At 53.4% G+C, this 24,045-nt stretch carries 27 protein-coding genes and 1 riboswitch; of the genes, 2 read left to right on the top strand and 25 right to left on the bottom strand.

Translation table 11 applies throughout. From position 1 onward, the window contains the following. Positions 1 to 47: 47 nt before the first annotated feature. From pth to FLT43_RS17045, 15 genes are all read right to left on the bottom strand, one after another. A complete protein-coding gene (gene pth / locus FLT43_RS17115; RefSeq protein ID WP_087443267.1) occupies positions 48 to 608 on the bottom strand; it encodes an aminoacyl-tRNA hydrolase in 561 nt (186 codons plus the stop codon). Between the two features lie 130 nt (positions 609 to 738). Continuing rightward, positions 739 to 1,692 carry a ribose-phosphate diphosphokinase gene (locus FLT43_RS17110; RefSeq protein WP_087443304.1) on the bottom strand — a complete coding sequence of 318 codons (954 nt, stop codon included), beginning with the start codon at positions 1,690 to 1,692 and terminating at the stop codon, positions 739 to 741. A 126-nt stretch (positions 1,693 to 1,818) separates the two neighbouring features. Further along, positions 1,819 to 3,213 carry a bifunctional UDP-N-acetylglucosamine diphosphorylase/glucosamine-1-phosphate N-acetyltransferase GlmU gene (gene glmU, locus FLT43_RS17105; RefSeq protein ID WP_087443303.1) on the bottom strand — a complete coding sequence of 465 codons (1,395 nt, stop codon included), beginning with the start codon at positions 3,211 to 3,213 and terminating at the stop codon, positions 1,819 to 1,821. Between the two features lie 123 nt (positions 3,214 to 3,336). After that, the gene (gene spoVG, locus FLT43_RS17100) at positions 3,337 to 3,621 is read right to left on the bottom strand and encodes a septation regulator SpoVG (protein WP_006678208.1); all 285 of its coding nucleotides are present in this window, start codon (positions 3,619 to 3,621) and stop codon (positions 3,337 to 3,339) included. Positions 3,622 to 3,771: 150 nt separating this feature from the next. Then, on the bottom strand, positions 3,772 to 4,155 hold the full coding sequence (locus FLT43_RS17095) for a RidA family protein (RefSeq protein ID WP_087443266.1): 384 nt from the start codon (positions 4,153 to 4,155) through the stop codon (positions 3,772 to 3,774). A 37-nt stretch (positions 4,156 to 4,192) separates the two neighbouring features. After that, the gene (gene purR, locus FLT43_RS17090) at positions 4,193 to 5,026 is read right to left on the bottom strand and encodes a pur operon repressor (RefSeq protein ID WP_087443265.1); all 834 of its coding nucleotides are present in this window, start codon (positions 5,024 to 5,026) and stop codon (positions 4,193 to 4,195) included. Between the two features lie 151 nt (positions 5,027 to 5,177). Then, a complete protein-coding gene (ispE, locus tag FLT43_RS17085) occupies positions 5,178 to 6,047 on the bottom strand; it encodes a 4-(cytidine 5'-diphospho)-2-C-methyl-D-erythritol kinase (protein ID WP_087443264.1) in 870 nt (289 codons plus the stop codon). A gap of 148 nt (positions 6,048 to 6,195) precedes the next feature. Then, positions 6,196 to 6,378: an alpha/beta-type small acid-soluble spore protein gene (locus FLT43_RS17080; RefSeq protein WP_006285897.1), complete on the bottom strand. Its 183-nt coding sequence runs from the start codon at positions 6,376 to 6,378 to the stop codon at positions 6,196 to 6,198. Between the two features lie 178 nt (positions 6,379 to 6,556). Next, entirely contained in the window at positions 6,557 to 6,832 is a 276-nt protein-coding gene (veg, locus tag FLT43_RS17075; RefSeq protein WP_006678203.1) for a biofilm formation stimulator Veg, read from the bottom strand. Positions 6,833 to 6,979: 147 nt separating this feature from the next. After that, entirely contained in the window at positions 6,980 to 7,861 is an 882-nt protein-coding gene (yabG, locus tag FLT43_RS17070) for a sporulation peptidase YabG (RefSeq protein ID WP_087443263.1), read from the bottom strand. A gap of 53 nt (positions 7,862 to 7,914) precedes the next feature. Continuing rightward, positions 7,915 to 8,829 carry a 16S rRNA (adenine(1518)-N(6)/adenine(1519)-N(6))-dimethyltransferase RsmA gene (rsmA, locus tag FLT43_RS17065; protein ID WP_087443262.1) on the bottom strand — a complete coding sequence of 305 codons (915 nt, stop codon included), beginning with the start codon at positions 8,827 to 8,829 and terminating at the stop codon, positions 7,915 to 7,917. Further along, the gene (gene rnmV, locus FLT43_RS17060; protein WP_087443261.1) at positions 8,810 to 9,412 is read right to left on the bottom strand and encodes a ribonuclease M5; all 603 of its coding nucleotides are present in this window, start codon (positions 9,410 to 9,412) and stop codon (positions 8,810 to 8,812) included. Before rnmV ends, rsmA begins: the two co-directional genes overlap by 20 nt. Positions 9,413 to 9,532: 120 nt before the next feature. Next, on the bottom strand, positions 9,533 to 10,645 hold the full coding sequence (locus tag FLT43_RS17055; RefSeq protein ID WP_087443260.1) for a resuscitation-promoting factor: 1,113 nt from the start codon (positions 10,643 to 10,645) through the stop codon (positions 9,533 to 9,535). A gap of 281 nt (positions 10,646 to 10,926) precedes the next feature. After that, positions 10,927 to 11,132: riboswitch (cyclic di-AMP (ydaO/yuaA leader) on the bottom strand. A 196-nt stretch (positions 11,133 to 11,328) separates the two neighbouring features. Beyond that, positions 11,329 to 12,096: a TatD family hydrolase gene (locus FLT43_RS17050; protein ID WP_087443259.1), complete on the bottom strand. Its 768-nt coding sequence runs from the start codon at positions 12,094 to 12,096 to the stop codon at positions 11,329 to 11,331. Between the two features lie 113 nt (positions 12,097 to 12,209). Then, complete coding sequence (locus FLT43_RS17045) at positions 12,210 to 13,496, bottom strand: HD domain-containing protein (RefSeq protein WP_087443302.1); 1,287 nt, start codon at positions 13,494 to 13,496, stop codon at positions 12,210 to 12,212. 373 nt (positions 13,497 to 13,869) lie between these two features. Here FLT43_RS17045 and FLT43_RS17040 point away from each other — a divergent pair, with 373 nt between their 5' ends. Continuing rightward, complete coding sequence (locus tag FLT43_RS17040) at positions 13,870 to 14,124, top strand: AbrB/MazE/SpoVT family DNA-binding domain-containing protein (RefSeq protein WP_005545514.1); 255 nt, start codon at positions 13,870 to 13,872, stop codon at positions 14,122 to 14,124. Between the two features lie 241 nt (positions 14,125 to 14,365). Here the strand turns inward: FLT43_RS17040 and rsmI are convergent, their stop codons facing one another. From rsmI to FLT43_RS16990, 10 genes are all read right to left on the bottom strand, one after another. After that, positions 14,366 to 15,274 (bottom strand): 16S rRNA (cytidine(1402)-2'-O)-methyltransferase, encoded by a 909-nt coding sequence (rsmI, locus tag FLT43_RS17035; protein ID WP_087443257.1) that lies wholly within the window; start codon positions 15,272 to 15,274, stop codon positions 14,366 to 14,368. Beyond that, positions 15,261 to 16,052, bottom strand: coding sequence for a tRNA1(Val) (adenine(37)-N6)-methyltransferase (locus FLT43_RS17030; RefSeq protein ID WP_087443256.1), 792 nt, complete (start codon positions 16,050 to 16,052; stop codon positions 15,261 to 15,263). The genes rsmI and FLT43_RS17030 overlap by 14 nt, the downstream gene beginning before the upstream one ends. 112 nt (positions 16,053 to 16,164) lie before the next feature. After that, on the bottom strand, positions 16,165 to 16,554 hold the full coding sequence (gene yabA / locus FLT43_RS17025; RefSeq protein ID WP_087443255.1) for a DNA replication initiation control protein YabA: 390 nt from the start codon (positions 16,552 to 16,554) through the stop codon (positions 16,165 to 16,167). A 33-nt stretch (positions 16,555 to 16,587) separates the two neighbouring features. Next, a complete protein-coding gene (locus FLT43_RS17020; RefSeq protein WP_087443254.1) occupies positions 16,588 to 17,388 on the bottom strand; it encodes a PSP1 domain-containing protein in 801 nt (266 codons plus the stop codon). After that, positions 17,389 to 18,369 (bottom strand): DNA polymerase III subunit delta', encoded by a 981-nt coding sequence (gene holB, locus FLT43_RS17015; protein WP_087443253.1) that lies wholly within the window; start codon positions 18,367 to 18,369, stop codon positions 17,389 to 17,391. Between the two features lie 32 nt (positions 18,370 to 18,401). Further along, the gene (locus FLT43_RS17010; RefSeq protein ID WP_087443252.1) at positions 18,402 to 18,845 is read right to left on the bottom strand and encodes a YaaR family protein; all 444 of its coding nucleotides are present in this window, start codon (positions 18,843 to 18,845) and stop codon (positions 18,402 to 18,404) included. A 68-nt stretch (positions 18,846 to 18,913) separates the two neighbouring features. Then, the gene (locus FLT43_RS17005) at positions 18,914 to 19,243 is read right to left on the bottom strand and encodes a cyclic-di-AMP receptor (RefSeq protein ID WP_087443251.1); all 330 of its coding nucleotides are present in this window, start codon (positions 19,241 to 19,243) and stop codon (positions 18,914 to 18,916) included. A gap of 61 nt (positions 19,244 to 19,304) precedes the next feature. Continuing rightward, on the bottom strand, positions 19,305 to 19,970 hold the full coding sequence (gene tmk / locus FLT43_RS17000; protein ID WP_087443250.1) for a dTMP kinase: 666 nt from the start codon (positions 19,968 to 19,970) through the stop codon (positions 19,305 to 19,307). Further along, the gene (locus FLT43_RS16995; RefSeq protein ID WP_373994931.1) at positions 19,963 to 21,594 is read right to left on the bottom strand and encodes an aminotransferase class I/II-fold pyridoxal phosphate-dependent enzyme; all 1,632 of its coding nucleotides are present in this window, start codon (positions 21,592 to 21,594) and stop codon (positions 19,963 to 19,965) included. Before FLT43_RS16995 ends, tmk begins: the two co-directional genes overlap by 8 nt. A 109-nt stretch (positions 21,595 to 21,703) precedes the next feature. After that, positions 21,704 to 21,886, bottom strand: coding sequence for a sigma factor G inhibitor Gin (locus FLT43_RS16990; RefSeq protein WP_087443248.1), 183 nt, complete (start codon positions 21,884 to 21,886; stop codon positions 21,704 to 21,706). A 252-nt stretch (positions 21,887 to 22,138) separates the two neighbouring features. On the opposite strand from FLT43_RS16990, the gene FLT43_RS16985 reads away from it, so the two are divergent. Further along, entirely contained in the window at positions 22,139 to 22,660 is a 522-nt protein-coding gene (locus FLT43_RS16985; protein ID WP_087443247.1) for a hypothetical protein, read from the top strand. The last annotated feature ends 1,385 nt before the right edge of the window (positions 22,661 to 24,045 follow it).

Here is a 24,045-nt window from a genome sequence, read left to right as displayed (position 1 = left end):
CCGATTCAGTTACTCAGTATGTCCCGTATAGGGCGAGTTTAGCCGGATTATCCGTTAAATTTGGCCATGGTCTGATCAAACGGATGGATCAGCGCGAATTCGACTGCATCGCAGGTTTTGTCAATGGCTTCCTCCAGCTTGTCCCGCTCGGCCTTGGCGAAGGGCGACAGGACATAATCCACGATCTCGCGTCCCGGCTGTGGACGGGAGATGCCCATGCGCACCCGGTTGAACGACTGCGTGCCCAAGTGCTGAATGATCGACTTGATGCCGTTGTGCCCGCCGGAGCTTCCTTGATACCGCAGGCGGACCTTGCCCAGCTCGGTATCCATATCATCATACAATACGATCAGGTCTGCCGGATCGGCCTTGTAATAATCCATATAGGCTCGGACCGCTTCGCCTGATAGATTCATATAGGTCATCGGCTTAATCAGCACGATTTTCTCCGTGCCGACGCGCCCTTCGCCAATCAGGGCCTTGCATTTGCTGTCGCGCACCTGAATCTGATTGCGCTCCGCCAGCCTGTCTATCGCCATGAAGCCGATATTGTGGCGAGTGGACGCGTACTGCATGCCCGGATTCCCGAGCCCTACAATCCATTTCAAGACGGCTCCTCCTTTATCAATGCCGATAAGGGTTACTTCTCTGACCCGTGGTCAAAGACGTAACCCTTACTATTCAGACTACTTGTGATTATGTCCCCAAGTAACGTTGCGACATACGCGAACGCTGTTCTTATTCAATCTCGAACAGCTTGCTGATGGACAATTCTTCATGAACGCGAATAATGGCTTCACCCATTAACGGAGCAACCGACAGCACTTTCAATTTGCTGGAAGGATTCTCATGCTTGATTGGAATCGTATCCGTCACAATCACTTCTTTGAATGGTGAATTCTCCAATCGTTCCATCGCTGGACCGGACAGAACCGGGTGCGTGCAGCAAGCATACACATCCTTCACGCCCGCCTTCACCAACGCGTTGGCGCCGAGCACGATCGTGCCCGCGGTATCAATGATGTCATCGATGATGATCGCGGTCTTGCCTTTGATATCACCGATAATGTTCATGACCTCGCTCACGTTCGGCTCCGGACGGCGCTTGTCGATAATCGCCAGCGGGGCATTCAGGAAGTCTGCCAGCTTGCGCGCGCGAACGACGCCGCCATGATCCGGCGATACGACTACAATATTTTCCAATTGCTTCGAGCGGAAGTATTGGGCCAGAATAGGCACTCCCAGCAAATGGTCTACCGGGATATCGAAAAATCCTTGAATCTGTGTTGCGTGCAAATCCATCGTAATGACGCGGTGCGCGCCTGCCGTCTCAATCAGATTGGCTACCAGCTTCGCTGTAATCGGATCGCGGGAACGGGCCTTGCGGTCCTGTCTTGCATAGCCATAATAAGGAATGACGACGTTAATGCTCTTGGCGGACGCTCGCTTGAGCGCGTCGACCATGACGAGCAGCTCCATGAGGCTGTCGTTCACCGGATCGCATGTCGACTGTACGACATAGACGTCGCAGCCGCGAACGCTCTCGGAGAGCTTGATCTGAATCTCACCGTCGCTGAAGCTTGTCGTTACGGCATCTCCCATAGGAATGCCGATGTACTCGGCGATTTGATGCGCCAATTGTGGATTGGAGTTGCAAGTGAATATTTTCAACTTGGAATCACAATACGTCATGATTTTGAATAACCCTCCGTGCAGGTTCTTGTTCATTGAAGTTCTACATTTCCCTTAATGGCAATGCGCGTTCAAGTCTATCAACTTAATGCTACCCCTTACGGGAGCTTATTGCAACTGTTATCATTAGGAGTTCCGCTCTTTTTTTGCCTTTGCACGAGCGCGAATCTTGTCCGCGTACCCCGGCTTGTTCGTCTGCCGCTCACGGGCAATGGCGAGATCGCCGGCAGGGATATCATGCGTAACGGTCGAACCGGCGACGACATATGCTCCGTCCCCGACCTTAATCGGGGCGATCAGATTGACATTGCTGCCAATGAACGCGTCGTCTCCGATCTCGGTAACGGATTTATTATGTCCGTCATAGTTGACGGTTATCGCGCCGCAACCGATATTGACATTCTTCCCTACCTTCGCATCCCCTATATAGCTTAAATGCGATACTTTGGCATGATCGTCCAGAGAAGCATTCTTAATCTCTACGAAATCGCCAACCTTCACTTGCTCTCCCAGCTTGGCGCCAGGACGCAAGTAAGCAAATGGCCCGATACTGCTGCCGCTGCCGACGGCCGCCTCCTGCAGGACCGATTGCTTGATGTGCACGCGATCACCGATAACCGAATCGGTCACATCGCTGTTCGGACCGATCACGCAATCTTCCCCGATGACCGTGCTGCCCCGCAGCGTCGTGCCGGGTTCAATGACGGTATCCGCGCCAATCCGAACGATCGCTTCGATATAGGTCTGCGCCGGATCCGTAATCGTCACGCCATTCACCATATGACGCTTGTTGATCCGCTCCCGCATCAGCCGTTCGGCCTCGGCGAGGGCACACCGATCGTTGACGCCAATCGACTCGGCTTCGTCCGCCGTACAGTACGCCTGCACAATCTCTCCTTGCGATTTCAAAATACCGATAACGTCGGTCAAATAATATTCCTGCTGAGCATTCTGGTTCGTAATCTGCTCCAAAGCAGCGAACAGCTTCTCATTGTCGAAGCAATACGTGCCCGTATTAATCTCCCGGATGCGCTGTTCTTCCGGCGTGCAGTCCTTCTGCTCAACAATTTTCATGACCGAACCGTCTGCTCCGCGGACCACGCGGCCGTATCCGGCCGGCTGATCCAGTTCAGCCGTCAAAATCGTTGCCGACGCTTGTGCGCCTTCATGAAGCTCCATCAGCTTCGCCAGCGTCTCGGAAGTGACTAGCGGAGTGTCACCACAAATGACGAGAGTCGTTCCCTTCTCCCCGTCCAGAAGCGCCTTGGCTTGCTTCACGGCATGTCCTGTGCCAAGCTGCTCGGCTTGAAGCGCGAACTCTGCCCGTTCGCCCAGATAGCTTTGAACCGCTTCGGCGCCATGCCCCACAATGACAACGGTGCGTTCGCAGCGCACCTGCTCCACCGCATCGAGTACATGGCCCACCATCGGTTGGCCGCACACCGGATGAAGCACTTTATAGAGCTTAGACTTCATGCGTTTGCCTTGTCCGGCGGCAAGCACAATGGCTATTCTTTTCAAAGTGTCCAACCTCCTGCTCTCCCTTTGATTCCATAGAAGAATATATCTCATTATGAACAAAAAGAAAAGAGAGCCCCCTATGATTGGCTCTCTTTCTTTGCAACCCCATAATTACCCAGACGCTTATGCGCCTTCTTCAATAACTTCCTCTTCCGTTGCCGCACGCTCGTATTCAGACAGTACCGCAGCTTGAATTTTCTCGCGTGTTGCAGATGAAATCGGATGCGCAATATCGCGGAATTCGCCGTCCGGCGTCCGTTTGCTTGGCATGGCAACGAACATGCCGTTGTTACCATCGATAACGCGGATGTCGTGAACGACAAACTCATTATCAATCGTAATGGAAGCGATTGCTTTCATTCTCCCCTCTGTGTTGACGCGGCGGAGTCTTACATCAGTAATTTGCACGTGTGTTCACCACCTTTTTCCATCAAGACTTGGTGTATAATTCCACACGCTAATTCCACACGCGCAACAAAAATCCTTCTTAATTTTGCCACAAAAAGCGCTTTTTTTTGAAATTTTTAACGCTCTTTAGCCGTTTCGACATGCTTCGATTTAAATCGCAGCGATTAGTTCGATTTCGACAAGCACATCTTTGGGCAGCCGCGCCACTTCCACGGTGGAGCGAGCCGGCTTATGCGAGCCGAAATAAGCTTCATAGATGGCGTTGATTTGAGTGAATTGATTCATATCCTTGAGGAACACGGTCGCCTTGAGTACTTTGTCCAAAGAGGTTCCTGCTTCCTCCAGCACGGCCTTCAAATTGCGGAATACTTGATGGGTCTGCTCCTCGATGCCGCCCTCTACAAGCTGGCCTTCCGCAGTCAGCGGTATTTGACCGGAGGTAAATACGAGATTGCCCCATTGCACCGCTTGCGAATAGGGACCAATCGCCGCAGGAGCTTCTTTCGTCGCTACAGGAACTATTTTCTCAGACATGGCGTATCCTCCTTTTCATCCTGAATCTTCTGATTCCTTACTTTATTTCATCGAAATAATTGCCGGGCTGAACAACAAGCTGCCGGCCGCTTGGGTCCTTCGTTCCAACCCGGACGAGGGAGACATAGTCGTGAAGCAGCCGCTCTTCCTTCGGGACGTCTTCGGATTCGACCAGGACGCCGACACCGGCTACCATCGCATTGAACTCATGCAGCAGCTCGATCATGCCGTGAACCGTTCCGCCCGCGCGCATGAAATCGTCCACGATCAGGACACGCGAACGCTCCTTCAACGCCCGCCGGGCCAGTGTCATCGTATGAATGCTCTTATGCGAGCCGGATACATAATTAATGCTGACGGCTGATCCTTCCGTGACGACGTGGTCCCGGCGCACCAGAACCACCGGCAGGTTGAGATGCGCGGCCGTCGCGTAGGCGATCGGGATGCCCTTCGTCTCTACGGTCATGACAACGTCAATCTCGCGCCCTGCGAACGCGGAAGCGAACATGCGCCCGATATCATTCATGAGCGCCGGTTGGCCAAGTATATCCGTAATGTAGAAATAACCGCCGGGCAGTACGCGATCAGGCTGCTCCATGACGGTGCATAATTCCTCGATGACCGGAAGAGCCTTGTCCGGACCGCATTTAGGCATGAACTTCACGCCCCCCGCCGCTCCGGCAAGGGTAAGCAAATCCCCCGTTCCTTCCTCTTCGAACACTTCCTTGATAATCGCGAGATCTTCGCTGATGGACGATTTGGCCGCACCATAGCGTTCTGCAAAGGTCGTGAGTGGAATGAGCGTATGGGGCTTCGTCATCAGGTATTGCGTCATTTCAACCAAGCGGGCGCTGCGCTTCATTTTTTTCATCGTGACTCCTCGCTCACAAAAACCGAATATTATAATGTAAATATTACATGAATGTACGTCCATTATCAACAATTTATCAATATGTCAAGGCAGCGGGCCACACGCCGAGACGAAGGCGCCCGCTCGAGCAAGCGCACCCCGCTCCGCGGCGTCAGCTCCCCTGCCGTGAACCGAGCAGGCGTACCGCATAGACTTCCTTACAGAAGCCTCTCAGTCCGTTATAAATCCTCGCTATCTTCGACTCCCTCGACACGAGACCGAATACGGTTGGCCCGCTGCCGGACATCAGGACGCCGTCGGCGCCTAGCTTCATCATCGCATCCTTCAGCTGCTGCACCTCAGGATACAGAGGCAGCGTCACGTCTTCGAGCACATTGCCAAGCGAGCGGCACACCCCATAGAAGTCATGCCCGTCGATGGCCTGTACCATATCGGCCAATGAGGGATGTTCGGTAATTCTATCCGCGCGCAAACGTCCGTAAATATCCGCGGTGGATACATTGATCGGCGGCTTGGCCAGAATAACCCAGCACTGCGGCGGGTTCGCTATCGGCTGGAGCCGCTCTCCTCTTCCGCTCGCGATGGCCGTTCCTCCGGTGACGCAGAAGGGCACGTCCGAGCCCAGCTCCGCCCCGAGCGCTTGCAGCTCCTCATCCGGGATGCCGAGCCGCCACAGCCGGTTCAGCCCCCTCAGCGCCGCCGCTGCGTCGCTGCTGCCGCCCGCCAGTCCGGCGGCAACGGGAATTTTTTTGTCCAGGTGAATATATACGCCCTGCTTCACTTCGTACCGTTCCTTAATCAGCTTCGCCGCCTGGAACGCCAGGTTCTTCTCATCCAGCGGAATGAAGCCCGCCTGGCTGGAAATGATAATGGTGTCGCGCGGCAGCTCCTCCATCTCGAGACGATCCGCTAAATCGACCATGGTCATGACCATCTCTACTTCGTGATAACCGTCGCTGCGCTTTCTCAACACGTCCAGCAGCAAATTGATTTTGGCCGGCGCTTTCTCGTATACCTTCACTCACGTTCACCCTTCTTTATCCTACGGATCGCTTAGGTTATTATAACAGACTCTACTGGCCAAGTCATTCGCGCCAGCCGGAGCGTGCGCCGCAACAAAAAAACGAGCAGGTGAATTACGCCTGCTCGCTCGGAATGAAGAGGAAGGATCATGATTTCTTGGCTGCCGCTTGCTCGGCAAGTTGAATAGCACGCTTGACCATATCCCCGGCGTCTTTGGCACGAATGGCACCCCACCCGTACTCCTGAACGGTGTCATAGAAGCCCAGATCTTTGGCCAGCTCCGTCTTCAACTCCTCGGACATGAAGCCGCTGCGTCTTCTCCGGCCCATCGCCATACCTCCTCGCAAGAACCCTTCCGGATTCATGGGTTTGTGCAATTCGCCGCATGCTCCCGTGCACGCGGTATGTCTATAATGTGGATTATTCGCCGGACAGTTATTCGTCCGGAGCTGATCCGAAATATGGAATAACAAAAAGGCAGCCCCGAAGGACTGCCATCCAGTTCGCTCAGCCGCGAACATATTCAATCTTCATCTCGCCGTTCTCGGCGCATACGGTTACTTCGACCGTATCTGTTAATATATCTGCATAGCTGTAGGATACACGCTTAAATGCGTTCTGATCCTGGTCCAACTTGACAATAAATACAGAAGGGTAGGTCTCTTCTAACACGCCCGTGCGTTCGATTGTCTTACGACGGCCTCCATTCGCACGAAGCATAATCTTCTGCCCTACATGAGCTTCAAGACAGCGTCGAATTTCAAACAGCGCGTTTCTCGCCATTTCAGCCACCACCTCTTTCCTTGTCCATTATAAACAATTCCAGAGGTTTTGTCAAATCAACAAATAATTATAACAACAAGTTTAAATTGATGTCAATGTGTTTTTTTGCCCAAAGTGTATAACATATGATAAAAATTCGTTTTTTATTCAAATAACGGACGGTGTGACTTTTAAAGTCGATAAATCTTTCCATTTCGGCATGCCGATCCGGTAGCTTCCTCTTGTCTCAATTCCGCCGACCCCATCGATTCCCGACATGGTATGCGGCGAGATTTCCCCGATCTTCACCGTATCTTTGACCGAGGTGTAGGACGCCCTGACCGCCACATAGACCGGATCAAGCGCGTGAATCATAATCCGCGCCGGAGAACTGGCGAAGTTGGCCCCCGCCTGGAGCAGCGCTTCAAAATGGGACTGGCATGCACCCGCCACAATCGTCATCAGATCGAGGTGGCGTTCGAACTGTCTGGCAATGTGAACGGCATTGACGAAGTTCTGGGAATTTTTATAGCTTTGCAAATTGTACAGATCACGATGCTTCCGCTGCTTGAGTACGCCGTCATGACCTGTCAGCACCACAATGTCGGGCTGGACCACCGGGAGCAGCCGGTACAACGCGTCTGCCATGTTTGCCTCGGACACATAATGGCCTTCCGCAGGGACGCGCAGCTGCCGGTAGATCGCCAAGCTTTTCTGTAAATAATTCGGATCTCCGTCCAAGTGTAACACCTTGCCGGGCATTTCGAAATAAGCCGATGAATTGACTGGATCAGCCATTGAAATTTCGGCCTGCTGCCGTTTGTTCTTCTCTTCGAGCGCCTCTACCGACTGCAGCATCTTGATGTGCGCTTGGCGTGTGCGCCGCTTGATGGTCGACTCAGGCACTCTCACCAGATCGTGAAGCGGCGAGTCGGCGATCAGGCGGTAATCCGTGCCTTTGATGATAGCCTCGTCTTGCTGGACCGTCTCCACACGGAACGTAATATCGCCGCCGTAGGACTTGCGTACGACCAAATCTCCTAGCTTCATAGGATCGATCACCTCTCTTCGACCATCCTATGGGCAGATGCATCATTTGGTGCTCATTGATTTGCCGATGTTGCATCCTTCCCGCCCTTGAACCGCTCATGAAGCACATTGCTGAACCGGGCGAATTCTTCAAGCGACAGCGTCTCTCCCCGGCGGTTCGGATCGATATTCGCCTCCGCGAACGCCTGACTAAGCAGCTCCGTTCCCCATGCCGTTCCGTATTTGGCCTTCATATTGTTCCACAAGGTCTTTCTACGTTGGGCAAAAGACCCCTGGATAACCTCGAACAGGAGCGCTTCGTCCTTCGCCTCCACTGGCGGCTGCTCTCGAATGCGCAGCTTGATGACGGCCGACTCCACATTCGGCTGGGGAATAAATACGGAAGGAGGCACGGTGCATACCAACTGCGGCTCGCTGAAATATTGAACCGCCGCGCTCAAGCTGCCGTACTCCTTCGTTCCGGGTTGGGCCGCCATCCGTTCGGCCACTTCCTTCTGAATCATGACGACGATGTTTTTGAGCGGGAGCCGTTCCTCCAGCAGCCGCATCAGAATCGGGGTCGTTACGTAATAAGGCAGATTGGCCACGACACTGACCTTGTTCATGGTCTGGAACTGTTCCCGGAACAGCTCGCCCAGATCGACCTTCAGCACATCCCCGTGGACAACCCGCACATTCGGGTACGGCTCCAGCACTTCGCCCAGAATCGGGATGAGGCGCTGATCGATCTCCACAGCCGCCACTTGCCCCGCCTGCTGCGCCAGCTGCTCCGTCAGGGCCCCGATCCCCGGTCCGATCTCCAACGCGCCTGTCATGCCGTCCAGCTCGGCTGCGTCGACGATGCGCCGCATAATATTCATATCGACCAAAAAGTTTTGGCCAAGGCTTTTCTTAAACGCAAATCCGTGCTTGCGCACAATTTCCTTCGTCCTCGATGGCGTTGCGATATCAATCGAAGGCTTGTTCATTCTGTCGTTCTCCTTCCGTACCCGTTACGATATGTGCAGAAGCCTCCAGCTCGTCCAGCTTGACCAGCGCAGCCTTGAACTCCTCTCGGCTGATCTGGAACATGCGGCATCGCTTCAGCAGCTGCTTCGCATTGCAATATCCGATGCCGAGGATCTCCCCCAGACGGTTCCGGCGTTCAGCTGCGCCGATCTGGATCGTCAGACCCGCTTCCGCCAGATCCGCCCAGACCAGCTCCGCTTCGGCCAACGGCATCTCGGTCCTGACTTGGCCCAGCGCCGCGCGAATCGCCTCCGGCGATGCGTTCTCCACGCCGAGGTCTCCCTTGGCTATCGCCTCATGCCGCGCCAGGAAGGCGTGCTTGCAGCCAGGCACCCGCTCCGCGATCATCTTTCGAATCCGTTCCCCTGCATGATCCGGATCGGTAAATATAATTACGCCCCGGCGCTCCTGGGCCAAGGCAATGCGCCGTATCGTCATCTCGCTGACGGCCGAGCCTCCCGTCTCGATTGTATCGGCCTCCACGGCCCGCTGAATGGCTACGGTATCATCTTTCCCTTCCACGACGATCACTTCTCGAATCACAATGACTGCTCCTCTCCGGTCCCCGCTGGCGCCTCTATGTAGAAACACAAAAGAAGAGGGAATTCCCTCTTCTTAGAATGACATAAAACGTTATATCTTACTATATGTTATAATGCCGCCTTAATTCAATTCGGGCTTCACCGGACCGATAACATAGACAGTAAATCCGTGTTTGCGGCCGAATTTGCGGACGGTGCTGCTGCTGTCGAAGTAGACGTCAATGATATTGCCCTTGACTGCCCCGCCGGTATCTTCAGCGCGGCGGAATCCAATGCCTTCAATGTACACCCACCAACCAAGCGGAATCACGTCCGGATCGACGGCGATGGTGCGGCCTTCGGATACGATGGCGCCAGATGCGGTCTTCGACCCTGCAGAGCCCTCCTGTTCGGTATAGGCGGTCAATTCCACATTTTTAAGCACTTTTTTATAGTTGAAATCAACGCTTCCGCCAGAATTGCTACCCCCGCTGACGGACAGCACGGCGACTTCCGGCTCTTTTTTGGTGCCGTACGCCACGACTTGGTTCACTTGCTTCGTTTTCACCTTTTTGTCCACCATTTTGGAGTACACGAGCTTGCCATCCTCATAAACCTTCTCGATTTTCTGAATGACCAGCCCCTCCTGGCCTTTTTGCACGGTCTTGGTCTTGCCTTTCGCTAAGGCCGGATCGGCTTTTTTGACCGTCCGGAACGGGACTGTTACTTTTCGCTCCTCCACATTTTTGCGGACGTCGATAATCCGGATATCCATATTCTGCGATACGGCGGTCTCTTTTTCAGGGATGACCTTATCCTCCGGCTTGACGGGTATATTCAAAGCGAGCAATGCTTCGTTAACCGATTTCTTCGTCGTGTAGTGCGTCTCTTTCTTACCGCCCATCACGATATTCACCGGCATGGCGCGCTCGATGATGACCCGATCACCATCGGCGATTTCGGAATCCAACGGCTTCGATACCACATCATAGGCCCCAACGGCTATCGCGTGCTCATCCAAAACATCGCGCAGCATCGATTCCCGGGTTATCAAAGCTTCTTCTCGTCCATCCACATAGACGGACAGCGTCTTCTTGGACGCGCTGTATTGAAATAATACGGCCATCAAGGTAATTACAACCGCCATAACGATGATGAGAGATACGATACGAACATTTTCATGCTTCCATCGCATTGCGAGCGACATGCTGGATGATCGGGGTTCATGGGTTTCGTCTTGAACGAGCTGTCCCACTTCTCGGTCCTCCTTACATAGTCCCGCCGTCGAGTGTTACGCATGATTTCTGGCTGACGCGACTATTTGAAGAATGTTTACGAAGCAACCCTGCGGTTCCTTCGCACCAACACCAGTAACGGTTGTTCCTCACCTCCTGTTCCTTACACCTATGACGTCTTTCTTTTCTTTATTCAAAAAAAGAAGATTTCAAGAAAAACAAAAGAAGCCTAGTGTAAGAGGCGACTCTTGATCATGGCTTCTCATTGAAACCCAAACGTCATCAGTTCAGGACGCGCGAGGACCCCTCTCTCCGTACGCTGACGAGGTTAGCTGTCGGGTTCGGGCTGTGAGAGTCGCCCTGTCGCTGCGAACCGGCTCATGGCTCGGCTGCACCGAATTCACCCCAAGGAATCAATCCACGCGTTCAGCCATGCAATAGATGCACCGCCAACACGCCGTTTGGTTCCCCCGCTCTCCACTGAAGGAGATTAAGCGATACTGGTTGGTTGGAACAATATTCAAGTTTTCGGTTTCGAACATCTGTGAGAAATCATATCGTGTTTGTAATCACCTTGTAAAGACAGTATCAATTCCGTTTTAAGCGAAAAAGGGTTAAAAAAAAGTAACATTTTCGCATTTTCTCAATAGAATCCACTTATTTGGTGGCCTACATCTTTATTTCATCGGTTTTTCATCGATTTTCATCGTATGTCAAAACATGTCAAAGCATTTTCAGTCGTTATTCTGCAAATTTCTTCAAATTCCATTCTTTTCAATTCAGCTGCCGCTTCGGCAACGAGACGAACATAAGCAGACTCATTTCGTTTTCCTCGAAATGGATGTGGCGTTAAATATGGGGAGTCCGTCTCGACCAGCAACCGGTCATTCGGTATGCGGACGAGCACTTCTTTCGGCTGCTTCGCGTTCTTGAACGTAATCGGCCCGCCAAATGAAATATAGAATCCCATATCAAGGCACATTTTAGCCGTTTCCCAGCTTCCGGAGAAAGAGTGCATGATGCCGCCCACCTCGCTAGCCTTCTCTTCGCGCAAAATGCGGACTACATCCTCATGGGCATCGCGGTTATGAATAATTATTGGCAGCTTCAACTCGCGCGCCAGCCCGATCTGCTCCCGGAACACGCGTTGCTGCACATCCTTGGGAGACGTGTCCCAATGGTAGTCCAGCCCGATCTCCCCGATGGCAACAACCTTGTCATGCTGTGTCAGCTCCGCAATCCATTGCATATCCTCCGGCTTCATCGTGATGGCATCGGTTGGATGCCATCCCACGGCGGCGTAAATAAATTCGTATTTCTCCGCCAAGGCCATCGTCGTCGGGATCGTCTCCCGGTTGAACCCGACATTCACCATTCTCGTAACTCCCTGCTCGAAGGCGCGGGCGATGATCTCCTCCCGGTCGGCGTCAAAAGCTTCATTATCTAAATGGGTATGCGTATCAAATAACATCGAAGTCTCTCCTTCATGATGATGGTATGCTTGTCTTCCCAAATAAGCGTCCGGCTTGCTGCCGTTCGGGAACGCCTCCGGCCCTCCATAGATGAAGGGACAGGCCGTGGCAGTTATCCGATCTCTCCGGGAAGGAACAGCTGCCGCACATCGGCAGGCAGTGCATACTGGACCGCTTCCAGCTTGTCCTTCGGGAAGTAAATATAATGCTTCCCTCTCCGGATGCCGCTGATTGATCGGACAATATCCGATTTCTTCGACAGCTCCATCACGCGGCCATACGGATCAAGCAGCAAAATATGCTGCTGCGTCGGCTCATCTCCCACCCGATACACATCGTACGGATTGTCCGAAGGCGAATCGAACATCAAATCGTACTCCGGATCCAGTCCCGCTTCCGTCCATATTTGGGACAGCCGTCGCTCCGTCGCTTTGTCCAGCTGATCCGTCTCAATATATTTGTATAGTTTACGCTCCATGAACCGCTCGCACAAGTCGGCCAACCGCTCATCCTTCTCCAGGCGCCACTGCATGAACGTCGTCTGGACCAGGGCTTCATCCAGCTTCAAATAATCCGAGGTCCCAATCGTCCCCTCGAACAGCGAGGTAAGCGGCGGCAAAAAGAACTGAAAGGCAAACCCTTCCCGGTATAGCTCCCCCGCCCTCTTGAAAATATGGCGCAGCAGCATCTCCGAGCTGCGGGTCACCGGATGGAAGTAGACCTGCCAGTACATCTCATAACGGGAGAGCAAGTAATGCTCCACCGCATGCATTCCACTCTCCTTCACAACGATGCGATCCTTATGCGGACGCAGAAGCCTCAAGATACGATCGAGGTCGAAGGTGCCATAATTAACGCCGGTGAAATAAGCATCCCGCAGCAAATAATCCATCCGATCGGCATCGAGCGGTCCGGATACGAGGTTAACGACAATCGGGGATGCGTACGATTTGCGAATGACGGACGCCACCTTCTCGGGGAACCCGGGATCGATCCTGGCCAATACGCGGTGGATCTCAGTATCTTCCAATATAATACGGCAGGTCCAATCCTCGTGGAACATGCCGAAGGCCTCTTCAATCGAATGGGAGAACGGGCCGTGTCCCACATCATGCAGCAGGGCGGCGCACAGGGTGAGCAGCCCTTCTTCTTCCGGCCAATCCACATACCCGTTCCGTTCGAATTGGGAAATGATCCTTCGCGTAATCTCATATACGCCGAGGGAATGGGAGAAGCGGCTATGCTCCGCCCCATGGAACGTGAAATAGGAAGTCCCCAACTGGCGGATCCGACGCAGCCGTTGAAATTCGCTCGTATTGATCAGATCCCATATGGTCCGATCTTGGACATGCACATAATTATGAACCGGATCCTTGAACACTTTTTCTTCTTGCAGCATCATGTTTCCCTCCTTGGTTTCATGTGACAGATGCAGCGTGGTACACCCTTCGGACAGAGCAATCGACTATAAAATGACATCCGTTCCATTTCGACATCGTTTTCACTTTTGGCCGCGTTGTCGAAATTCGGCGGATATATAGCCCTTGGCGGAAAACCGATAACATATAATACCATCAAAGCGTAATAACGGGAATAGATACGTTAAAATCAGTTAAAAATCAGATAAAAAATTAATAAAAACCATAAATTAGCATAAAAATTATCCATTTTATAGGTTGACTAATATGGGAATGGTTGGTACGATAATAAACAGTCAATCAGAAATTTGTCGAATCATGACACATTATGTAATTAAGAGGAGAGCGTTGAATATGATGAAGTCCACTGGTATCGTTCGCAAAGTTGATGAACTGGGTCGTGTCGTTATTCCAATCGAGCTTCGCCGCACCTTGGGCATTGGTGAAAAAGATGCGCTGGAGATTTACGTGGATGGAGAGCGCATCATGCTCAAAAAATATGAGCCTGCCTGCATCTTCTGCGGCAATGCAGAGAACGTTACATACTTCAAAGGAAAAATTGTTTGCCACGAATGTATATCAGAAATCCCTCAACCTGTGACAAAATAAAAAAAATAGGTTATAATAGCACTAATCAACTTGTTAATTCTAACCTTTTTCATATCTTCCTTGGTGCCTTCATGGTTTAGAACCCGACCATGAAGGTCTTTTTTTGCCTTCATAGAGGGTGTTCCCAAGGCCTGCGGGCCTGGTTTCCAGCTTTGGTGAATGACCACAGCCGGAGGAAGCCATGCCTTATGGCCCTGGCTTCCGGACCCTCCGGCCGGCCCATATGAATGAGCCGGAATTATCATTTATCATCTTCTTCCCGCTTCTCCTGCAGCAGCGCTTCATAGATGTCCCGCTTCGAGACGCCTCTATCCTTGGCTGCCTGCTTCATCGCCTCTTTGCGGGCTATCCCCTGCTCCTCATAATGCGCCACATGCTCCTGCTCGCTCAGTTCGCTCCACCAGACGGCGTCCGCTCCGGCCCCCGTGGTGCTTACGCCGCCTTCCACGACGAGGCAATACTCTCCAAGCGGAGGCTTCTCCTTAAGAAAGGCCAGGCAGTCCGCAATCGTCCCGCGCACGTAATGCTCGTACCGCTTCGTCAGTTCCCGCGCGAGCGCCACACGCCGCCCGGACCCGAATACTTCGGCCATCCGTTCCAGCGTCTTCTCCACCCGATGCGGCGATTCATAAAAAAGCAATGTGCCCGCTTCCGCCGGCAAGAAAGCCAACATGTCCGCAGCCCGCTTCTTCTCCCGGGGCAAGAACCCGACGAAGGTGAACCGATCCGTCGGCAGCCCGGAAGCGATAAGCGCGGACAACGCCGCATTCGGGCCGGGGATCGGAATGACCGGGAGCTCCGCTTCGATCGCCATCGCCGCCAGATCGGCGCCCGGGTCGGATATGGCCGGAAGGCCGGCGTCGCTCACAAGGGCGATACGCTTTCCTTCCTGCATCAACCGAATCAGTTCCGGACCGCTGGCCTGCTTATTATGCTCATGATAGCTATATAATGTTTTGCCTTGAATCTCGAAGTGGCTGAGCAGCTTGCGCGTCTCGCGCGTATCCTCTGCCGCGATGATATCCGCTTCCCGAAGCATCCGCACAGCCCGGTACGTCATATCCTCCAGATTGCCAATCGGGGTGCCGACGAGATACAGCCGGCCGCCTTCATCCTTCTCCTCATAGCTGAATTGCTCATTGATCTTCATGTGATCCATCCTTCAACTGCGGCGATTCGCCGTAATAAATATCCATTAGTTCCTGGCAATACGTATTTCCTTCATTATAAACGATTAACGGCGGGAGAATACGCACGTCCGGCTTGGCGTCCCGCACGGCTTCAATTAGAACCATATTCGCTTCCGTTCCGATACGCGGATGCACGAGGCGAATACGCTTCGGCTCGATCCGGTATGCCCGCATCAAGGCAATGATATCGCCCAGCCGGGAGGCGCGATGCACCATCGCGAGCTTGCCGCCCGTTCGCAGCCAGCGCGCGGACTGCGCAATCACATCCTCCAGCGTGCATGCCAGTTCGTGGCGGGCAATCGCCTGATGCTCGCTCAGCTTCGGTTCTCCCGCCGTCAGCGGCATATATGGCGGATTCACCGTAATCATCTCATAGAACGGACGGTCCGCATCTGGTTCGAACTGCTTCAGATCCCCTTCGTGAATCCGGATCCGCTCCTCCAGCCCATTGAGGGCAATACTGCGGCGAGCCATGTCCGCCAAGCGCGGCTGAATCTCCAGACCTTCGATCGCGGCTCTGGTCCGCGTCGACAGCAACAGCGGAATGACCCCGTTGCCGGTGCACAGATCCATGATCCGGCCCTTGGCAGGCACCGTGGCGAAGCGCGCCAACAGAACGGCATCCATCGAGAAGCTGAACACCTCCGGGCTCTGGATGATGCGAAGCTCGTGGGTCAGCAGATCATCAAGCCGTTCCGAAGCCTGCAGGATGACGCTCTCCTTACCGTGTTCCTTCATTCTATATCGGTAACTCCTTCCTGTTTCTTGTGATTATTCCCTGTCCAATGCAGCCTGGATATGAAGAAAAGCCGTAGGCAGGAATCCGATTCCCCATCACCTACGGCCCTCGTTATTTATTTAGGAAGGATAGACAGAACAAGCAGTCGCCTTCCGTTCGTAAATGCCCATAATAGACGTTGCAAATATGAAAGCCTTCATGATACAGCCGCGCTAAGTTGTCGTATCCTTCGCCAACCACATTCTCCTGCTCTTCCCCTTCGGCGTTCCAGGCATCCGCTGCGGGTGCCGATGCTCCTTCCGCATCGTCGGGCGATTCCGGCTGCTGATCCTGATGCTCCTGATGGAGCAATTGGCGCAGCCGCTGGTTCTCCATGCGAAGGCGTTGATTCTCTTCCAGCAGCTCCTTGACGACGTATTTCAGCGCACCCAGCTCTTGATGAAGGTCTCCCATATGCGTTTCCATATCATGAATTTGCGCAAAAATGTCTTTCTTCTCCAAGTTCCCACCCCAGAGCGTGAAAAGTACGCTTCATTATTTCACTACGACGTCGTCAAAAGGAAACTCCTTCACTTTGCTTATATCCGTCAATTGAACGTGAACCTTCCGTTCACCGGCATTCAGGCCGACGACCTTGCCTTCGCCGATCGACGTAACAACCCATTTCCCTACCGCCGGAAGCTCTTCCTTGACGCTCTCATAATTATCATGCTCGTATTTCAAGCAGCACATGAGCCGGCCGCATAAGCCGGAGATTTTGGTAGGATTCAACGATAAATTCTGATCTTTGGCCATCTTAATCGAGACCGGCTCGAAGTCGCCGAGCCAGGACGAACAGCATAAGACCCGGCCGCACGGGCCGATACCGCCGAGCATCTTGGCTTCATCCCGCACCCCAATCTGGCGCAGCTCGATCCGGGTCCGGAATACGCTTGCCAGGTCTTTGACCAGCTCGCGGAAATCGACGCGTCCTTCGGCCGTAAAATAGAAAATAATTTTGTTCCGATCAAATGTATACTCGACATCAACCAGCTTCATCTTTAACTGATGAGCCCGTATCTTGTCCATGCAAGTCGTGAAGGCATCCTTCGCCGCCTGCCGGTTCGAATCCACCAGCGTAGCGTCGGCCTCGTTGGCAATGCGGATAACCTTCTTCAAGGGAAGTACGACATCATTCTCGCCGACCGTCTTCGGGCCGATGACGACTTTGCCATATTCGATTCCCCGCGCCGTCTCGACGATAACGTGCTCATCCCGCTGAACCGGCCATTCCACCGGATCGAAGTAATATATTTTGCCCGCTCTCTTGAAGCGGACGCCGACCACGTTATACAATCATGTACCTCCTTGCACTCCAACCAGAAACTGTTCAAATGCAAGCTGCGGACTGACATTGGCGCGTACCCGCTTCTGCGCTTCTGCTGCCGCGGCCATGCATCGGATCCATCCCTGCGCCGATTTCGACCAGGCTATTCTGCCTATTGCATCCAGCTGATCGCAAAAGACGAGGTTCTCCTGTCGGTTGAATTGATAATTCAGCATATCACGAAACCAGAGGTGGAACAGACGGAACAACATGTCCGTATGCTCTCCAAGCTCGGTCTTGAACACCTTCTGTTGTGCCATAAGAAGTGCGGATGACAATCGTGCCCCACACTCCTTTCCTAATTGTAACATTACGTTTCTCAGTTCTGCAAACCAATTCTGTTGGCACAGTTCCCTGCCTTCCCCTATTCCGTTGACGAGATGAACCGCCGCCCGGGCCAGCAAGGCAGAGCAGCCCTCCTCAATCAATGCATTGTAGATGATCTGGGGATCCGGCGGGGTAAAAGGCACCCATTGCGAACGCGATTGAATTGTGGGCAGCATCGCTTGTCCATTGTCCGTAATCAGGATCGCGACGATCGGGCTCATCGGCTCTTCCAAAAATTTGAGCAGGCTGTTGGCCGCCTGCACGGTCATCGTCTCCGCCTGCTCCATGATATACACTTTGCGGCCTTCCGCCTGCGTGCGGTACGCAAACTCCCGCTGGAGCTCCCGCACCTGATCGATTTTGATGCTCTGTCCTTCGGGTGAAATCACATGCACATCCGGGTGGTTGCCATGCTCGATCTTGCGGCATGACAAGCATTCTCCGCAGGCATCATCCGTTGCGTTCTCGCAGAACAGCGCCTTCGTGAAGGTGATTGCCGTCTGCAGCCGCCCGGTTCCCTTCGGCCCGCTGAACAAATACGCATGCGAGACTTTACCCGAACGCAGACCGTTCTGCAATAAGGTCTTCGCCCGTTCCTGTCCGATTATTTGTTGAAACGACATCGTTTGTAAGTCCTTCCATTCCTGAACGGCTGTCAAAAGCTCAAATTGATCAGCATGCCGCGAATCTCTCCGACCTTTTGCAGCAATTCGATTTTGCCTTGTTCCGTCTCCAGCAGTTCCTCCGCCAGAGCAATCAACGCCGCATCGATCTCCTCGACCAGCTTGTAGCGCTTATTGCGCCCTCGGCGATCCCATCCACGCGAGTCGCGCAGCGTGATGCCCCGGCGGACCGTATCCTCCAGGAACCGCTTCACCAGATTCCGGTATTGCCGGAGTTCCCTGACGGTCATCGACTTCGCCAGTCGTTCTCCTTGACGATAAATATCCTGCAGGCGCTGCTGCAATTCATCTCTGCTCGCTTGGCCGTCCTGCTGCTGCATTATATCCGCAAATGATTTCTGCTGAATGGGCTTCGCTACCGTATCCCCTATGCGCACGTCTTGGCCAAGGGGCCGGAACCCTGGATTAATCTTCACTTGTTATCCACCTGCATTCTATCATGCTCTAAATTGCGTATTCAAAGCGGACTTGGTACACGATCTCTTTAAAATTGTTCAAACCGATCAACAGGCATTACAAAAACTGTCGCACCGCCAACTTGCACTTCCACCGGAAGCGGCATATAGGAATCCGTCGTTCCGCTAAGCGGGGTAACCGGCGTCACCAATTGGTCACGCACCTTGCAATTGTTACGGATGACGTTCAGAACCGCGCTGACTTGATCATCATTGACACCGATCATAAAGGTCGTATTGCCTGCCCGCAGAAATCCTCCCGTGCTCGCCAGCTTGGTGGCACGGAAATTCGCTTTCACTAACGCGCTGGACAACCGGTTGCTGTCTTTGTCCTGAACAATGGCCACAATCATCTTCATGCCTATCATCCTCCTTGTGATTGGTTGAACTCATTTTACCCTAGAATGAGAATATGGTTATTTATTTACACATGCGGGGCCCGAAATCCTGCGTTCGCTCGGATAAAATGTCGATTATTTGCTCCTGAATCACCATTTCCGGCTGCGAGGCGTCCACGCGCACGATTCGATCGGGATATTGCGCGGCGAGCCGTTCATAGCCCTGCCGGACCGCTTGATGAAATGCCAGCTGCTCCGTGTCCAGCCGGTTCACTTCGCGAGAGCGGTTCGCTCGGATGCGCTCCAGTCCTTCTTCCGGATCAATGTCGAACCAGAGCGTAATATCCGGCATCGTGTGATGCACGGCGAAGCGGTTGATATCCCATACCTCTTCCATTCCTATACCCCGTGCATAGCCCTGGTAAGCAAGACTGCTGTCGACGAACCGGTCGCACAGCACGATGGCTCCCCGCTGGAGCGCAGGCTCCACTCGCTCCACCAGATGCTGACGGCGGGCCGCCGCATAGAGCAGCGCCTCCGTTCGCGGATCCATCTCGACATGCGCTGGATCGAGGATCAGGCTGCGAATCTGTTCGGAGATCGCGATGCCGCCCGGTTCCCGCGTCATGACCACGTCAAGCCCGCGTTCCTCCAGACGTTGCGCAAGCTTGCGCATTGCCGTCGTCTTCCCGGCTCCTTCCCCTCCTTCCATCGTGATGAACCAGCCTGGCCATTTGCTTCTATTCATACTGCGTCTCCTCTTCCGTGCCGTTAATCTCGTTCGCAAATATTTGTAGCGTCCGGAGCGTCGCATCCCCGGCCCCGTGACATTTCGCCCCGGCTTCTGCCAGCCGCTCAAGCTGCCGGACAACCGCCTCAGTCACGCGCTCGCCGCGGTATAGCAGCGGTATCCCAGGCGGATAGGGGGTTACCGTCTCGGCCGCAACCCCACCGACCGCGTCCCTTATCGGTACCCGCATCGTCGTCGCCTCAGGCGCATCGTAGAGCGTGAACGGCACTGGTTCGGAGCAGCTCGCTCCGGCAGCATTCCCGACCATGTCATTCGCCCGCATCGTATTATATGTAGGCGCATCGCCAATGGTCACCGCCACCGCTTCCAGAGCTTGGACCAGCCGTTCCGCATCGGCCATCGACGTGCTCAAGCTGAGCGCCGCCACCATGTACCGGGGGTCAGCCATCTCGGCTATGCAGCCGTGGGCGGACAGCTCATCCAGCAGCTCGTAGCCGCTGAGACGGTCATACCGATCCCGAAGGACAATTTTAAAAGGATCTTGATAATGATAAACCGTCGAGGCGGCCGGTCCCGGTACCATCTCGAACGCCGGCATCGCCTGGATTCGTTCGCGCAGCCAGCGCGCAGCCTCCAGCCCGGGCTCCAAGGCGGCTGCTCCATGCCGGTCCAGCCAGTAACGGCTCAAATCGAGCGAAGCCATCAACGGATACGAAGGGCTCGAGCTCTGCACCATCGTTAACACCTGCTTCAGCCTGTCCCGATCGAGACGAGGCCCCTGAACATGCAGCATGGCGCTCATCGTCATCCCGCCCAGCATCTTATGCGTCGACTGGACGACCCCATCCGCCCCCATCGAGAGGGAGGAAGGAGGGACGGCCGGATGAAATCCGAAATGTGCCCCATGCGCCTCATCCACGAGCAAAGGAATGCCGTGGTCATGGGTAAGGCGGGCCATCTCCCTTATATCGGCACCCATTCCATAATAATTAGGGTTCGTGATCATGACCGCCTTGGCCTGCGGATAGCGGTCCAGCGCCTCGCTTACCATCTCCGCATCCGGCACAATCGCCAGTCCGCTCCCCGGGTCGGTCTGCGGCGTTAAGAACACCGCGGTCGCGCCCGCCAGCATCAGGCCATGCACAATCGATTTATGGACATTGCGCTGCACAATGATGAGATCGCCTGGACGGGTACAGCTGCTCAAGAGAAGCGCTATATTGCCCACCGTGCTTCCGCCTACCAGAAAATGCGTCTCCTCGGCCCCGAAGCAGTGTGCCGCCAGACGTTGGGCTTCCGCGATCGGACCGGCCGGGTGATGCAGATCGTCCGTTCCCTCGACTTCGGTCGTATCCATGGCGAGCAGCGAGGCCATGCTGCGCAACAGTTCCTTGCCCGGGTACGGCCATTCGTCCGCCATCCGGCGGTACAGCTCGCCATCCTTATGCCCCGGAACATGGAAGGAGGCCGAACGGCGCTCCATATAGTCAAGCATCGCCCCAAGCAATGGCGCATGCTGATGAATGTGACGTGAAAAGGTACTTTCTCCGTAATACACCATGAAGTCTGCCCCTTCTAGAGGTTGTTCGGTGCTGAAAACCAGCCCTTTTTGAACACTCATTCCTTATTCTTATTCCTTCATTGTATCGCAAATCGGGCAGCGCTTCATCATTCCTGCAAGGAAACGACAAAAAAGAGCCCAAAAAGGTCAGGCTCCTTTGTCTGCTACCTTATACATTCATATGCACCCACAACCGTTTTAACCGATGAATGAAAAAAGGATATTTCCGGTCCTGCACGTCGGTCCTCACCATCTCCTGTTCGCAGGAGGTGCAAATGAATTGATTGACAACCACGATGCCGTCCTCTGTTGCTTCACCGCAAATAATGCAGTGGGTCTCCTGATGTTCCATGGCCATCCCACCTTCTATAATTTTATCGTTATTATGCCCTGAACTCTATAAAGATATACCAGTTTCATAGTTCATTTCACATATTTATATATACGTATGAGGAAGGGCCGCATTTGGTGTATGTACGGTCTGTACCTCTTTTGCCGATTCAATTCTGCCCCCGATCTCCACTCCCTTCTACATTTTCATAGATCAAATTCCGATATATATCGTATTCCTCAATTCGTGACGCAATCAAAAGGAGGAGCTTCCTTGAGCAGTGTTGAGCGCACCTTTTACAATTATCAGCTCCTAAAGCGGATTCGGTTCCATCGGGTGTTTATGTACATGTACTTGCTGTTCGGCGCGGCCGCGCTGGCGGCCTCGATAGGAATGAGCGGTCTATGGGGAGTCGCCTATATTGGCGCTTCGTGGATCGTTATCGTCTGGATTCATTATGTAATCGCGCGTTCTATCTTCGTGATGGATCGGTATACATTCAAAAAGAGGTGGATATGGAGATTCAATCTCCCCTGGATCGGCTTCCTGCCACAGGATCAACAGTTCATCAGTCTCCGTTACTGGAGAAAAATACTATGGCACACAACGCTCGTCTCTTTGCTTGTCCTGCTGATGATAATGCTCTGGCTGCCGCTCGGCTTAACTCTGCAGCTGTTCTTCTGGCACCTGTGGATGATAGCGCCGCGCCTATACGCCACCTTCGTCGCCCAATCGGCAAGCAAGGATGGACTCATCAAGCTGCCGGCCGGAGAGATGTCCGTATATAAAGCATAATAGACGAAAAACACCCGTTTTTAGGGTGTTTTTTCTTTGCGTCAGGTGTCGGGAAAAGATGAAAACAGCTTCCGCTTCCGCTACCTTGATAAGGGTAGCTAAGGGTTAAGGGTTGCGTTCATGCCTTCTCCTATGCCGGGGTTAGGGGGGATTATGCTAATGTCAGCGGCTCGCCCGAAAAATCCTGCATAACCGCAGTATTTATGTATACACGCGCCTCTTAACAGGGAACTCCCGCAGAATGCACGAACTCTCTAGACACGCCTATTAGGTAAGTGAAATCCGGCAAACCGCACGATTTCCCTAGATACGCCTATCGGTAGATTGAACCCGGCAAAACTGCATGATTTCTCTTTGGACACGCCTCTTCAGTAAGCGAAATCCTGCAAACCGCACGATTTCCCTAGATACGCCTATCGGTAGATTGAACCTGGCAAAACTGCATGATTTCTCTAGATACGCCTATTCGGAAAGCGAAATCCTGCGCAAATGCAGCAATTCGATAGGCACCGCTTCACCAAAAGGGCAATCCTGCAAAACTGCAGGAATTTCCCCCGATTCACTTCGACTTGGAGCAAAAGGGACTCAAATGATGTAGATTTGCAGGAATTCCTCAGGATGTGGACTCATTGGGCCGAAATTCCTGTAAAAACGCAGCAATTCCCTCACACGCTCAGCCTCAGGAGGTGAGCACACGAGGTCAGCCCAGGAAGCAACGACGCCTTCAGGATACGACGCTGCCTCTTGGTTCCCGGTGATGCCTCTTTTCACTAGACACGCCTCTTCAGTAAGCGAAATCCTGCGCAAATGCAGCAATTTGATTTGCACCGCTTCACCAAAAGGGCAATCCTGCAAAACTACAGGAATTTCTCCCGAGTCACCTCGACTTGGAGCAAAATGGACTCAAATGATGTAGATTTGCAGGAATTCCTCGGGATGTGGACTCATTGGGCCGAAATTCCTGTAAAAACGCAGCAATTCCCTCCACACGCTCAGCCCCAGGAGGCCAGCACACGAGGTCAGCCCAGAAAGCAACGACGCCTTCAGGATACGACGCTGCCTCTTGGTTCCCGGTGATGCCTCTTTTCACTAGACACGCCTCTTCAGTAAGCGAAATCCTGCGCAAATGCAGCAATTCGATAGGCACCGCTTCACCAAAAGGGCAATCCTGCAAAACTGCAGGAATTTCCCCCGATTCATTTCGACTTGGAGCAAAATGGACTAAAATGATGTAGATTCGCAGGAATTCCTCAGGATGTGGACTCATTGTGCCGAAATTCCTGTAAAAACGCAGCAATTCCCTCACACGCTCAGCCCCAGAAGATCAGCCCATGAGGTCAGCCCAGGAAGCAATGACGTCTCCAGGATGCGATGATGCCTCTAGC

This window comes from Paenibacillus thiaminolyticus (assembly GCF_007066085.1).
In the GTDB taxonomy this organism is placed as follows: Bacteria; Bacillota; Bacilli; order Paenibacillales; family Paenibacillaceae; genus Paenibacillus_B; species Paenibacillus_B thiaminolyticus.
This window is presented reverse-complemented; position numbering and strand designations above follow the sequence as displayed.